Here is a 13670-nt window from a genome sequence, read left to right on the forward strand (position 1 = left end):
GGCACTGCATCAAGTGCGTCTTACGACGTAATGGTAAGGAGGTGATCCAACCCCAGGTTCCCCTAGGGTTACCTTGTTACGACTTCACCCCAGTCATGAAACACAAAGTGGTAATCGTCCTCCCGAAGGTTAGACTAACTACTTCTTTTGCATCCCACTCCCATGGTGTGACGGGCGGTGTGTACAAGGCCCGGGAACGTATTCACCGCAGTATTCTGACCTGCGATTACTAGCGATTCCGACTTCATGGAGTCGAGTTGCAGACTCCAATCCGGACTACGACATTCTTTAAGGGGTCCGCTCCACATCACTGTCTTGCTTCCCTCTGTAAATGCCATTGTAGCACGTGTGTAGCCCTACACGTAAGGGCCATGATGACTTGACGTCGTCCCCACCTTCCTCCGGTTTGTCACCGGCAGTCTCCTTAGAGTGCCCAACTTAATGCTGGCAACTAAGGACAAGGGTTGCGCTCGTTGCGGGACTTAACCCAACATCTCACGACACGAGCTGACGACAGCCATGCAGCACCTGTGTCTGAGTTCCCGAAGGCACGAAACTATCTCTAGTAACTTCTCAGCATGTCAAGTGTAGGTAAGGTTCTTCGCGTTGCATCGAATTAAACCACATGCTCCACCGCTTGTGCGGGCCCCCGTCAATTCATTTGAGTTTTAACCTTGCGGCCGTACTCCCCAGGCGGTCTACTTAGCGCGTTAGCTTCGCTACTCACGGCTTAAAGCCACAAACAGCTAGTAGACAGCGTTTACGGTGTGGACTACCAGGGTATCTAATCCTGTTCGCTACCCACACTTTCGCACATGAGCGTCAGTCTTTGGCCAGGGAGTCGCCTTCGCCACTGATGTTCCTCCAGATATCTACGCATTTCACCGCTACACCTGGAATTCCACTCCCCTCTCCAAGACTCTAGTCTGCCAGTTCTAAATGACCGTCCCAGGTTGAGCCCGGGGCTTTCACATCTAGCTTAACAAACCGCCTGCGTGCGCTTTACGCCCAGTAATTCCGATTAACGCTCGCACCCTCCGTATTACCGCGGCTGCTGGCACGGAGTTAGCCGGTGCTTCTTCTGTTGTTAACGTCACGGCTAGCAGGTATTAACTACTAACTTTTCCTCACAACTGAAAGTGCTTTACAACCCGAAGGCCTTCTTCACACACGCGGCATGGCTGCATCAGGGTTTCCCCCATTGTGCAATATTCCCCACTGCTGCCTCCCGTAGGAGTCTGGACCGTGTCTCAGTTCCAGTGTGGCTGATCTTCCTCTCAGAACAGCTAGAGATCGTTGCCTTGGTAAGCCTTTACCTTACCAACTAGCTAATCTCACTTGGGCCTCTCTTTGCGCCGAAGCCTAAGCCCCGTTTGGTCCGTAGACATTATGCGGTATTAGCAGTCGTTTCCAACTGTTATCCCCCTCGCAAAGGCAAGTTCCCAAGCATTACTCACCCGTCCGCCACTCGTCAGCGAAGTGCAAGCACTTCCTGTTACCGTTCGACTTGCATGTGTTAGGCCTGCCGCCAGCGTTCAATCTGAGCCATGATCAAACTCTTCAATTAAATATATCGAAATATGAATCGTCGTTATGTTGACACTCTTAACGAGTGCCCACACAGATTGTCTTGTCTAAATTGTTAAAGAACGTTGCGACTTCGTCGCAATTCACCGGAAGCCGTTGCTTCTTAGTGACTCACCCTGTTCGAGTGAGGTGCGCATTATACGCTGGAAGTTTTCGTTGTCAACACTTTTTGAAAATTTATTTTCTGAAGCGTTTCTTCTAAACTCCCGTCTTTACTGGCCTATATAGGTAGTAGAGACTTACTTCAGGAGGGTTGCTGTTTTGCTTTTCCCCCGAAGCGGATGCGCATTTTAGGGAAATGAGCGCTCACGTCAACACTTATTTCGAAAAAAACCTTATTTTTCGATCGTTTGCACAAACAACACACAAAACGTTCATTAAAACCACGAATTCATCTCACTTTTAACCATCTATAAGGTTAGTTAAGTGGTATCCGCTGTGTTGTACTATAAATTAGTTAACTCGTAGCTATTAAAAGTACGTTCTTATCAGGAGCACTCTATGAAGGTTTCGGAATTTAAGACCGCGGGAAAACTCATTACTGGACTAGGTGCTATTAAAGCCCTTACTGATGAAATGAAGCGTTTAGGCATAAATAACTGTGCTGTGATAACTGATAAAGGCGTATCTTCTTCAGGGCTTCTCGACCAAATACTCACGCTCATTCCTTCTAAACCTTTACTTATTGTTGATGACATACCTCCTGAGCCTGAAGTAGATGTTATAGAAAGAAAGTTGTGCTTGCTTCGGGAAAAACAGATAGACGGAATAATCGCGCTGGGCGGAGGCAGTGCTATTGATAGCGCTAAAGTACTTGCCTCTACATATGACTATACCGGCCCCCTTGTAGATCTCTTCGGTGAAAATACGCTTACACAAAGAAACCTCCCTCTTATTGTTGTTCCCACTACCGCAGGTACAGGTTCCGAAGTTACCAACATTGCTATTTTGTCTGATCCTAAAGCACAAATGAAGAAAGGCATTGTTAGTCACTGCTTATTACCCGATGTAGCAATTGTTGCACCTGAGATGACAAAAACGTGCCCTCCCTCAATTACAGCAGCGAGCGGTATAGATGCATTTGTTCACGCGCTTGAAGCCTATATAAGTGTTAATGCCAGCCCCATTACCGACGCGCTTGCAGAGAAGGCGCTTAAGCTTATATTTAATTCATTATCACACGCTTATAATAATGGAGAGAACTTATCAGCTCGTGAAGATATGGCCACCGGCAGTTTAATGGCAGGTCTTGCATTTGGAAATGCCGGCGTGGGCGCAGTACATGCATTGGCCTACCCATTAGGAGGGCGCTTTCATTTATCACACGGCATGAGTAACGCGGTAATGCTTCCTCACGTTTTGAAAGTTAATGCGCCTTTCTGCCAAGACAAACTTTATTGCGTAGCTAAGCTACTGAAGGTATGTGAGCGCCACCATTCAAAGGAAGAAGCAGTTAAACTGCTATTAGGTGCTATAGAAAAGCTGTGTAGGGATGTAGACATACCAAATTCACTCACCCATTTTAATATTTCGCCAACTTGTGTAGGGGAACTAGCAGAAGAAGCGAGTAAAGTAACTCGCCTCCTTCGCAATAATCCCAAGCAATTAAGTATTAAAGAGATTGAAGATATATACCGACTCGCGTTTTAAAGCGGTCTTACCCACATATTTTTAAAGCTCACTAAGTTACCGTGATCTTGTAATTGAAGCGGCGCGCATCCGTGAGCTTTATATTTTGGTGCACCTATCCATTCTGTGGTTCCTTGGATCTCGGTATGGTTTTGAACTACTACGCCATTGTGTATAACAGTAACATAGCCCTTGGTTGCTAACTCTTCACCTTTAAAGGTAGGGGCTTTATAGATAATGTCATAGGTTTGCCACTCGCCAGGGGCCTTCATAGCATTAACTAAAGGGATTGTTTGCTTATATACACTTGCCGCCTGACCATTGGGATAGGTCTTATTCTGATATGAGTCTAATACTTGAATTTCGTACCTTTGCTGAAGGAAGATACCACTGTTATTGCGCTGCTGTCCTTCCATACCCGCCTCTGGTTGCGGTACTTTCCACTCTACGTGCAGCTGGACGTCACAAAATGCTTCGTTCGTTTTAATATCACCCGTGCCCGGTTTTACGGTAAGTACACCATCTTGAAGCGCCCACTTAGCCTCACCTTCTTTTACCGAACTCCAATTTGATAAGTCATTGCCAATTAAAATGGTGGCATCAGAAGGCACGCCAATCTCACTAAAAAAAACAACTTCCGGAACCGGCTCCCAAACTTCTGTTTTGGCTGCCTGCTGTTCACGAGATAGACGTGACTCGCTTTTCTCTGAATTTGCTTCTGTTGCAGCGCACGCGGTAAGTGGCATGAGTAGCGCCACTGTAGAGGCGAGAAGAGTCTTATTCATTGTGTAAGTACCTTTTATAATCTGTTTCATCACTATGTAGCGATTGGCTTTCTTGTTTTTGCTTTATTCACTAAGCTTTTGTATCAGGCTTATGTCTATCAAGCCTATGTATACCAGGCTTACGTGGCCCAAGCTTTGTCGCCCTTCTTGTAAGGAAATGCACCATCGTAACGCCCAGGAATAGCGACATATCTAAGTACTTTGGTTGCGCCAACTTGAGATGTGAAAAAGCAATAAAGTGTCAGCTGCTTTAATAAGGTGAAGTAGTGAGGCGTTGGCTCATCGGTACCAGGTTCCCATTGACTTGGCTTTCCTGTTTCAACGCCTTGATAAACGCCGTTAGCAAGGTTTGCCGCTTTTGCTTCCACATCCAAATCGTTGAAGAAGGTTTCGCGCTCTTGCTTGGTAAGCTGGATAAATGACTTATTGAAGCGACTTTCACTTAATGAAGATATTTTCTTTATACCATCGACAAACGTCTTTTGAAGTAAGGGTGTGTAGCAATCTGTTACCAGCACAGCCATTGTTGCACCAACGTTTGCAGCTTTTGCTCCAGGCGTATCTGTTTGGGGGATGATCACCTCCCCCATCTCATTGAGTAGAGCCACGTCTTTTTCATTAAATAATGTGTTGCTTAGCGGTACCGCAGGAATATCTTTGTATGCAAACGCATTCCCCGCAAATAACGCCGTACCCGTGGCTGTCGCGATAAGTTTAAGTAGTTCTCTGCGCTCCATTAAAGGTTTCCTCGCTTTAACTCTTCCACGGCAAACTCAGCAGCTCTAGCCGTTAGCGCCATATAGGTTAGCGACGGGTTAACACAGCTGCCTGATGTCATTGCTGCACCGTCTGTAACAAATACGTTAGGTGCGTCCCATACTTGGTTATGCGCATTTAACACGGAGGTTTTTGGATCTCTGCCCATACGGGCCGTACCCATTTCGTGAATACCCATGCCAGGAGCATAGTCGGCATCCCATCCTTGAACATTCTTAAGTCCAGCCGCTTCGAACATATCAACGGCGTCCTGCTGCATATCTTTACGCATCTTGAGTTCGTTTTCTTTGATCTCAACGTCCATGGCAAGTACTGGCAAGCCCCACTTATCGGTGACTTTTTTGTTCAGGTACACTTTGTTTTCATGGTACGGAAGAATTTCACCGAAAGCTGTCATGCCGATGGTCCAAAGACCCGGCTCGGTAATCGCATCTTTGAGCCCTACACCTATACCAAGCTCGGCAATGTCTTTGCGCCAGCCCGAACGGCTTGCGCTTCCTTGGTAGCCGAACCCACGTAGATAGTCACGCTTATCACTACCCCAATTTCTAAACCTTGGCACATAGAAGCCACTTGGTCTGCGACCGTAGGTGTATTTGTCGTCAAAACCTTCAACCTCAGCAGAAGCACCTACTCTAAAGTGATGATCCATAACGTTGTGGCCCAGCTCACCGCTGCTGCTCCCCAATCCACCATCCCACACATCCGTGGCTGAATTCATTAGTACCCAAGCCGAGTTAAGTGCTGACGCATTAACGAAAACGATTTTACTTTTGAATACATAGGTCTTGTTAGTTTCTGCATCGATAATTTCTACGCCCGTCGCGCGCTTTTTGTCTTTGTCGAACAAGATCTCTTTCACAATCGAGAAAGGTCGAAGTGTTAAGTTACCTGTTTTAACAGCAGCCGGAAGCGTAGACGCTTGCGTACTAAAGTAGCCACCAAACGGACAACCCAACCAGCACTTATTGCGGTACTGGCAATGAACACGCCCTTCTTCAGGTTTACTTTGTGTCATGTTTGAAGTGCGGCCATGCACCATGTGGCGCGCGCCTTCATAGGTTTTTTTAACGCGGGCTGCAACACTTTCCTCTACAATATTCATTGGCATCGGCGGCTGATAAATGCCATCTGGCAACACATCTAAACCATCTCGGTTACCGCTGATACCTGCGAATTTCTCTACATAGTCATACCAGGGTGCCAAGTCTTCGTAGCGAATAGGCCAATCAACCGCTATACCTTCTTTAGCATTGGCTTCAAAATCTTCTTTATTCAAACGGTAGCTTTGGCGCCCCCATAACAGTGAGCGCCCGCCTACATGGTAGCCTCTGTACCAGTCAAAGCGCTTATCCTCTGTGTAAGGATTTGCTTTTTCGTTTGCCCACATACCGTAGGTTTTTTCATTTAAGGGGTAGTCGCGCTTGAGTACGGGATAATCTACTTTCATCGCCTGTGTAGGTAAGTCTCGATGTGGATAATCCCAATCCTCTTTATGGGCATTTTTGTAGTCTTTTATATGTTCAATATTTTGACCACGCTCGAGCATAAGCACTTTTAAGCCTTTCTCTGTAAGCTCTTTAGCTGCCCAGCCGCCACTGATACCAGATCCAATGACTATTGCATCGTATTCGTTACTCGCCATAACACGTCCTTAAAACTTCATTCGTCGCTGTGCCTGTTCGCACGTTATACATCGCAGATTTGAATCGCTTGGTGTAGCGACGCGATTCTGCTGGCTTTGCTTTTCGATGTGGGTATAAACTCTTGTGCTAGATAGCCTTTGAATCCGGTCTGAACAATGGCTTTAGCAATGGCTTCATAGTTGAGTTCTTGTGAAGCATCTATTTCGTGACGTCCAGGAACGCCGGCCGTGTGATAATGACCGAAGTACTGATGGCTCTCGCGAATAGTTCGAATGATATCTCCCTCATTAATTTGCATGTGATAGATATCGTAAAGTAGTGAGAAGTGTTTGGAGCCAAGGCGTTTGCAAAGCTCTATGCCCCACGCTGAGTTGTCGGCCATGTAATCAGGGTGATCGACTTTGCTGTTGAATAGCTCCATGAAGATCACTACGTTGCGTTTTTTAGCGTAAGGTAGAATTCGCTGTAATCCTTTGACGGCGTTTTCAAGCCCGTCTTTTGGCGACATGCCTCTGGCATTACCGCTAAAACAAATAAGGTTGGTGTAACCTGCATTGGCGACTAAATCGATGTGCTTTAAATAGCGCGCTTCTAATTCATCGTGTAATTCGCTGTGAATGAAGCCGTCTTCAAGGCTTATCTCGGCACCATTACACATAGAAGAGTCGATGCCATATTGCTTTAGCACGGGCCAATCTTCAGGGCCAACTAGGTCAATCGCACTAAAGCCCAGATCTTTTACGGTTTGGCACAACTCTTCAATGCTTAAATCACCGTATGTCCATCGACTTACCGAGTGATTCACATTGCCTTTAAGCGGTGTATTCATGGCATTACTACCTTTACCTGCTGTGGTTGACTCGGCTGCTGCTAAACCAGAGGCGGTTAGCCCTACTCCAGCTATTCCTACCCCAGTCATTGCCATGCTTTGAAGTAATTTTCTGCGGGCATTGTTATGCATCGGCATTTACCTTCTCCTTTCTAAATAGAACGGCAAAGAGCACTAACACCACCGCGGCAAACGCTGCTGGGAATAACCAAACCTGCTGCCAACTATGCGCACCTGTTTCCATCGTGTAGGTATCGGTAATTGCGCCTGCTACGGCAAAACCCACCAACATACCTACGCCGTACGTGGCCAAGGTAATTAGCCCTTGCGCGGCACTTTTTACATGTTCTCCCGCCTTTGCATTGGTATAGATTTGCCCTGATACAAAAAAGAAGTCGTAACAAATACCGTGCAGTGCAATACCGATAATAAGCATGAACAAACTTTCGTCAGCGTTTCCAAATGCGAACAGCGCATAGCGAATTACCCATGCAGCCATACCAATCACTAAGGTGGCTTTAATGCCGAAGCGATTTAAAAATACTGGCAGAGCCAACATAAACAGTACTTCAGATACTTGGCCCAATGTCATTTTTCCCGTGGCGTTTTCAACGCCTATTTCGGTAAGAAAAGGGTTAGCATTCTGGTAGTAAAAGGCCAGCGGAATACAAATGAGTACCGAAGATAAAAAGAACACAAAGAAGTTCTTATCTTTGAGCAATGCCAACGCATCTAAGCCTAGAATATCCCGTATGGTTACGGCTTTGCCGCTAGATTGAGGAGGCGTGTTAGGTAGCGTAAAACTGAACACACCTAAAATTAAGGAGGCAATGCTACATAATAAGAAGGTGTTTTTGAGCATACCATCGGCAATAGATTGGGCAGAATCCCATGAGAATACATAGCTAATCATAAGACCAGCCACAATCCAGCCGATAGTGCCCCACACACGAACTTTTCCGAATTCTTTTGATGGGTCGACCATTTGCCCAAATGACACCGAGTTGACCAGTGCCAGCGTAGGCATATAGGCAATCATGTACGCCAACACATAAGGGTAGAAGCTGACAAAATCATTCGCTTGGTACATACAATACATAAGTACAGCGCCAATGAGGTGTAAGAAACCAAGGATCTTTTCTGCATTAAAGAATCGGTCGGCAACAAGTCCCACAATGAAGGGGGCAATAATGGCGCCCCAACTCTGGGTTGAGAAAGCCATACCGATTTGCCCACCATTAGCAGCCAAGGTATTCGACAAATACGTACCTAATGTTACAAACCAGCCTCCCCAAATGAAGAACTGAAGGAACATCATCAAACTCAGGCGTAGGGTTATCATAGTTATTGCTATCCTGTTGATGGCGCTTAGCGCTCAAGCCCTAAAATACGATTATTCTTCGCTTCACTCACGGCACCGCCAGCAAAGTCGTCAAACGCATATTTACTTGGCTCGATAATGTGTGAAGCGATAAACGGTGCGCCTTCTGCAGCGCCTTGTGCACTGTCTTTTAAGCAGCATTCCCACTCAAGTACTGCCCAGCCGGTGAAGCCGTACTGGGTAAGCTTGCTAAAAATTCCTTTGAAATCGACTTGCCCATCGCCAAGAGAGCGAAAACGGCCAGCCCGTTCTTGCCAGTCTTGATAGCCGCCATATACACCGTTTCTACCGTCAGGATTGAACTCGGCATCTTTGACGTGAAACATTTTGATTCGGCTGTGGTAGCGGTCAATAAAGTCAAGGTAGTCAAGCTGCTGTAAAACAAAGTGACTTGGATCGAAAAGAATATTTGCTCGTGGGTGGTTATCTACAGCTTTTAAAAACTGTTCGAACGAAGCGCCATCATGCAGGTCTTCCCCAGGGTGAATTTCGTAGCATACGTCAACACCCGCATCGTCGAATGCATCTAGAATGGGCTTCCAACGCTTAGCGAGTTCAGCAAAGCCTTGCTCAACCAAACCAGCTGGACGCTGAGGCCATGGATAAACTAAGTGCCACATTAATGCACCTGAAAAGGTAGCGTGAGCTTTCAATCCCAAACGTTTACTAGCAATAGCCGCACATTTCAGCTGGTTGATTGCCCACTCGGTTCGCTCTTGTGGCTTACCATGCAGATGCTTTGGCGCAAAGTTGTCGAATAATTCGTCGTAAGCGGGGTGAACAGCAACTAACTGACCTTGTAAATGTGTAGAAAGTTCTGTTATTTCTACCCCTGCGTCTTTGCAAATTTTAGCAATGTTGTCGCAGTACTCTTGGCTTTCAGCCGCTTTTTCTAAATCAAAAAGACTAGGGTCGGTAGGAACTTGTATTCCCTTATAGCCAAGCGACGCTGCCCACTTCGCCATATTTTCAAGCGTATCGAAAGGCGCCTCTTTTCCCATAAACTGAGCAAGAAAGATTGCGGGCCCTTTTATAGGTTGTTGGTTAGTAGCCATAAGCGCTCACCTTTTTCGTATTAAGTTGTAGTCGCATTACTGCACTCCTTCCTGACTAACCGATTCCCATTTAGTGTCACTGTCAGTACTCGCTAGCATGGCGTCGATAAATACCATTCCGCGTAAGCCAGCATTTATTCCGGGAACGCCTTCGGCTTTGCCTTTTTGATTAGCGCGCACTGCTTTGGCAAAGTCGGTATACAAATTTGCCATGGCTTCTAAGTAACCCTCTGGATGACCAGCTGGAACACGACAACGTGCAGATGCCTCATCACATAGCCCAACTTGACCTTGGCCCGCTCTTAACACTTGATAAGGTGCATCGATGGGACGATAAGTAACAGAGTTAGGCTCCATTTGACACCACTGTAAACCGCCTTTGTCACCGTATACACGGATCTTCAATGCGTTTTCCTCACCGGCACATACCTGTGAAGCAATCAACACACCCGACGCGCCCTTTCTAGTTTTAATAAGCGCAGCGCCGTCATCATCTAATCGACGCCCTTCAACATGCGTGTTCAACTCGCCACATAGCGAGGTAACACTGTCGTTTAATACAAACTCAACTAGACCAAAGGCATGAGTGCCGATGTCGCCCATTGCACCTGTTGCCCCAGAAATTGCTGGGTCGGTGCGCCACTGCGCTTGTTTATTGTGCGTTTCTTCTTCGCCAGACAACCAGCCTTGAGGGTACTCAACATATACTTTTCTAATGTTGCCCAGCATTTTACTTTCAATAAGGTGACGTGCTTGCCATACCATTGGATAGCCAAGGTAGGTATGGGCCAAGCCATATAGTGATTCATTTGCGTGAATAACATCTTGCAGCTCTTTTACTTCTGCAAAGCTAACGCCTGCTGGTTTTTCACAGAACACATGGAAGCCCGCTTTAATAGCGGCAATTGAAATGGGCACATGAAGATGATTAGGTGTGACGATTACCACCACCTGCATGCGCTCTTGCTCAGGTAAGTTAGCTTCTTCGTCAAGCATTGCCTGCCAACTACTGTATGCGCGAGTTAACGGCACGTTTAACGATGTGGCAGTGCGTGAGTTATTGTCTTCATTGCGACTAAATGCCCCACACACTAACTGGTAGTTCCCGTCTAACCCTGCGGCATGGCGATGTACGGCACCGATAAATGCGCCTTCCCCGCCGCCGATCATTCCCATTCGTATTGGTTGCATCGAAATTCCTCATTGTGCAATTGCACTATTGGTGTCGCTAATGCGACAAAATGTAACCCGTTACATTTTATTGGTCAACACAAAAAACAGCATTTTATTAATCTAAAGTTTACATTTTGGGCGTAAACTCAGTTTCTAACTAGCTTTAATAGCTACTTAAATTGCTAAGCTTGAAACGCAAATAGCCTCTAATTTACAATTAATCTACAAATAACCTTTGACGTTCTCGCTAAAGTACGTATTCTCTTACCTAAAATGAAAACGGTTACATTTTAAATTTAAGTAAATTTGAATTCGCTACCATCGTATAACGCCTACCGTTAGCTGGTTGGGTTTACAATGCATACATGAACTAACAAACAATAAAAATATCAATGGCAAATATTAGAGATGTAGCAGATAGTGCCGGCGTTTCGGTTGCTACCGTATCAAGAACACTACAACAACCTGAGCGTGTTTCTCCTAAAACACGCAACAAGGTGATGGCTGCGGTTCAGGCTGTGGGATACAAACCTAATTTAATGGCGGTTAAGTTTCGCTCGGGTAAAAGCCACAATTTGGTGGTGCTTGTGCCCACGGTAGCGAACGTATTTTTTGCCCGTGTTATTAGCGGTATGCAGGAAGCCGCCGCAGAACTAGGTTATTCCATTTTACTTGCCAACACCCTTGGTAATAGTGAAATAGAAAGTCATTACGCCAAAATGGTCAGCACTTCACAGGCTGATGGACTTATACAATTGCGTGCACACAATCCTTTTGATGCCTCTATGGTTAACGACAACGGTCTGCTTCCCATGGTCAATGCCTGTGAAGTAATTGACGATGGTCAATACCCTGTTGTGTCGTTAGACAATCGTGCTGCAGCCAAGGCAATGACCGAACACTTAATATCGTTAGGGCATTCCCGCATCGCCATGATCAAAGGGCCAAACTCAAGCCCGCTAACCCAAGACCGGTTAGCTGGCTACCAAGACGCACTAACGCAAGCTGGTATTTCCTTTGAGGAAAACTTGCTGTTTCCAGGCGACTTTACGTTGCAGGCCGGCTACAACGCCGGTGAAACTATCGCCCGTTTGAAAGACAGACCCACCGCTGTTTTTTGTGAAAACGACGAAACCGCTATTGGTGCCATGCAAGCCTTCAAGCAAGCTAACTTGCATGTTCCAAACGATATTTCTGTGGCAGGTTTTGACGACATTGCATTCTCAGCGTTTGTTGACCCGCCACTAACTACCATTGCACAACCCGCAGAAGAGTTTGGTAGAACAGCGGTTACGCTTTTAGTGGACTTACTTAACGGAAAAATTCGCAAGGCTCCCAAAGTTATCATGCCGTTTGAACTTATTGTGCGCGAGAGTACGGGCAAAGCTTTGGGTTAATTGATGATAGCCATGCTTCATCACCTATGTACCACTACAGAAAAGGAGCAAGCAGTGAATTTAAGTAAAGCAAACTTAAGCAAGACAGTAATTTTAGACGCGGCCAGCGACATTGGCTCTGGCGTTTCTAGACGACAGTTCATTAAATACTCGTCTGGTTTATTGGCGGCTATGAGCGCTCCGGCTGTTTTGGCACATACTAGTTCGGCTAAGGGGCATGGCGGTGATAAAGGAGCAATGATGAAGGGCATGCATAATAGCGCGGTTGGCCTGCAGCTTTATACCCTAAGAGATATTATGAAGGTAAGTGTACCAGCTACGCTTAAACTGGTCGCTGACGTAGGCTACACAGAAATGGAATTTGCAGGCTACTTTGACCATAGCGCAAAAGAGATTAAGCAACTGCTTGATGAAAACGGCCTTACTGCGCCATCGGCTCATATTCAGTTAGATGCGTTCGATACTAACCTTTCACAAATTTTAGATGACGCTCACACCGTTGGCCACAAATACTTAGTGGTGCCTTGGCTTAGCGAAGCCCAGCGCGGTACGGGTATAGCGCCTTACCAAGCCCTAGCCGATAAGCTAAATACCATTGGTGAAGCCTGTAGGAAAGAAGGCATTACCCTTGCCTACCACAACCACGATTTCGAATTTGAAATACGCGACGGCAAAACGCCGTTAGACGTACTAATTACCCAAACCGATCCAGACCTTGTTACCATGGAACTTGATTTATACTGGGCGGTAAAAGCAGGTAAAAACCCGGTTGATTATTTCAAGCAGTACCCAGGTCGATTTAAGCTTTGGCATGTGAAAGATTTGGCTGAAGACGGCAGCTTTGCTGACGTGGGCACAGGCACTATTAACTTTAAAGATATATTTGCGCACGGTAAGTTAGCTGGCATTGAACATAAATTTGTAGAGCGCGACCAAACCACCGACCGCATAGCCACTATTGAACAAGGCTTTAAAGCAGTAAGCGCATTAAATAAAGGCGTTAGCTAACGCTTTTGACCTTGCCGTGGTTATAATGGGCACATAGCAAAGCATCATAATAGTAGTAATTTTATGAGTGAACTTTTCAGTGCCCTTTCTCGCGCATTAAGCCCCTATTACACCGAAATGAGCATTATGCTTATGGCCACAATTTTGGTGGTGTATGGCGACCTGATTAACGGCCATGTAAAACGCATACTGGCACCTTATCACTTTATTATTCGCGTTAGTTTGTTTGTAGTGCTGTGTGCCTTTGGCTATGGTGCACTAACCTTGTACGGCGGCCCCTTTTTGAAACACACCCTAGCCTACTTGCCTTGGCCTTACCAAGGAGCAGGCTATGTGGCATCATTTCTGTTGATTGGCTTTTTGGCTGAAAGGCGTAGGTATGTTTGATAAGCCTTATTGTCGT

At 46.1% G+C, this 13670-nt stretch carries 11 protein-coding genes and 1 rRNA gene; 4 read left to right on the plus strand and 8 right to left on the minus strand.

The features are described from left to right. Nucleotides 1-34: 34 nt before the first annotated feature. Nucleotides 35-1567 (minus strand): 16S ribosomal RNA (locus tag D1814_RS05970). A gap of 521 nt (nucleotides 1568-2088) precedes the next feature. On the opposite strand from D1814_RS05970, the gene D1814_RS05975 reads away from it, so the two are divergent. Next, nucleotides 2089-3237: an iron-containing alcohol dehydrogenase gene (locus tag D1814_RS05975; RefSeq protein WP_118490529.1), complete on the plus strand. Its 1149-nt coding sequence runs from the start codon at nucleotides 2089-2091 to the stop codon at nucleotides 3235-3237. Here the strand turns inward: D1814_RS05975 and D1814_RS05980 are convergent. From D1814_RS05980 to D1814_RS06010, 7 genes are all read right to left on the minus strand, one after another. Beyond that, nucleotides 3234-4001 carry a 3-keto-disaccharide hydrolase gene (locus tag D1814_RS05980; protein WP_118490530.1) on the minus strand — a complete coding sequence of 256 codons (768 nt, stop codon included), beginning with the start codon at nucleotides 3999-4001 and terminating at the stop codon, nucleotides 3234-3236. The two genes, D1814_RS05975 and D1814_RS05980, sit on opposite strands and share 4 nt — an antisense overlap. Before the next feature lie 119 nt (nucleotides 4002-4120). Then, entirely contained in the window at nucleotides 4121-4738 is a 618-nt protein-coding gene (locus tag D1814_RS05985) for a gluconate 2-dehydrogenase subunit 3 family protein (RefSeq protein ID WP_118490531.1), read from the minus strand. Continuing rightward, nucleotides 4738-6423 (minus strand): GMC oxidoreductase, encoded by a 1686-nt coding sequence (locus tag D1814_RS05990; RefSeq protein WP_118490532.1) that lies wholly within the window; start codon nucleotides 6421-6423, stop codon nucleotides 4738-4740. Before D1814_RS05990 ends, D1814_RS05985 begins: the two co-directional genes overlap by 1 nt. Before the next feature lie 44 nt (nucleotides 6424-6467). Further along, nucleotides 6468-7385, minus strand: a complete 918-nt coding sequence (locus tag D1814_RS05995) for a hydroxypyruvate isomerase family protein (protein WP_118495324.1) — start codon at nucleotides 7383-7385, stop codon at nucleotides 6468-6470. Further along, complete coding sequence (locus D1814_RS06000; protein WP_183037585.1) at nucleotides 7378-8595, minus strand: nucleoside permease; 1218 nt, start codon at nucleotides 8593-8595, stop codon at nucleotides 7378-7380. Before D1814_RS06000 ends, D1814_RS05995 begins: the two co-directional genes overlap by 8 nt. 26 nt (nucleotides 8596-8621) lie before the next feature. Continuing rightward, nucleotides 8622-9689 carry a sugar phosphate isomerase/epimerase family protein gene (locus D1814_RS06005; RefSeq protein ID WP_118490534.1) on the minus strand — a complete coding sequence of 356 codons (1068 nt, stop codon included), beginning with the start codon at nucleotides 9687-9689 and terminating at the stop codon, nucleotides 8622-8624. A 36-nt stretch (nucleotides 9690-9725) separates the two neighbouring features. After that, nucleotides 9726-10880, minus strand: coding sequence for a Gfo/Idh/MocA family protein (locus D1814_RS06010; RefSeq protein WP_118490535.1), 1155 nt, complete (start codon nucleotides 10878-10880; stop codon nucleotides 9726-9728). A 374-nt stretch (nucleotides 10881-11254) separates the two neighbouring features. Between D1814_RS06010 and D1814_RS06015 the strand changes: the two genes are divergently transcribed. The 3 genes from D1814_RS06015 (at nucleotide 11255) to D1814_RS06025 (ending at nucleotide 13654) form a co-directional block, all read left to right on the plus strand. Beyond that, complete coding sequence (locus tag D1814_RS06015; protein WP_118490536.1) at nucleotides 11255-12259, plus strand: LacI family DNA-binding transcriptional regulator; 1005 nt, start codon at nucleotides 11255-11257, stop codon at nucleotides 12257-12259. A 54-nt stretch (nucleotides 12260-12313) separates the two neighbouring features. Continuing rightward, complete coding sequence (locus D1814_RS06020; protein WP_118490537.1) at nucleotides 12314-13267, plus strand: sugar phosphate isomerase/epimerase family protein; 954 nt, start codon at nucleotides 12314-12316, stop codon at nucleotides 13265-13267. Nucleotides 13268-13330: 63 nt separating this feature from the next. Beyond that, a complete protein-coding gene (locus D1814_RS06025; protein WP_118490538.1) occupies nucleotides 13331-13654 on the plus strand; it encodes a DUF3392 family protein in 324 nt (107 codons plus the stop codon). The last annotated feature ends 16 nt before the right edge of the window (nucleotides 13655-13670 follow it).

Origin of the sequence: Alteromonas sp. BL110, assembly GCF_003443615.1 — a bacterium.
Classification (GTDB): domain Bacteria; phylum Pseudomonadota; class Gammaproteobacteria; order Enterobacterales; family Alteromonadaceae; genus Alteromonas.

Bases quoted from the DNA above. Each gene is read 5' to 3' on its own strand.
- D1814_RS05980 (WP_118490530.1), bottom strand. From the start codon at position 4,001: ATGAATAAGACTCTTCTCGCCTCTACAGTGGCGCTACTCATGCCACTT.
- D1814_RS06015 (WP_118490536.1), top strand. From the start codon at position 11,255: ATGGCAAATATTAGAGATGTAGCAGATAGTGCCGGCGTTTCGGTTGCT.
- D1814_RS05975 (WP_118490529.1), top strand. From the start codon at position 2,089: ATGAAGGTTTCGGAATTTAAGACCGCGGGAAAACTCATTACTGGACTA.
- D1814_RS06000 (WP_183037585.1), bottom strand. From the start codon at position 8,595: ATGATAACCCTACGCCTGAGTTTGATGATGTTCCTTCAGTTCTTCATT.
- D1814_RS06025 (WP_118490538.1), top strand. From the start codon at position 13,331: ATGAGTGAACTTTTCAGTGCCCTTTCTCGCGCATTAAGCCCCTATTAC.
- D1814_RS05990 (WP_118490532.1), bottom strand. From the start codon at position 6,423: ATGGCGAGTAACGAATACGATGCAATAGTCATTGGATCTGGTATCAGT.
- D1814_RS05995 (WP_118495324.1), bottom strand. From the start codon at position 7,385: ATGCATAACAATGCCCGCAGAAAATTACTTCAAAGCATGGCAATGACT.
- D1814_RS06010 (WP_118490535.1), bottom strand. From the start codon at position 10,880: ATGCAACCAATACGAATGGGAATGATCGGCGGCGGGGAAGGCGCATTT.
- D1814_RS06005 (WP_118490534.1), bottom strand. From the start codon at position 9,689: ATGGCTACTAACCAACAACCTATAAAAGGGCCCGCAATCTTTCTTGCT.
- D1814_RS05985 (WP_118490531.1), bottom strand. From the start codon at position 4,738: ATGGAGCGCAGAGAACTACTTAAACTTATCGCGACAGCCACGGGTACG.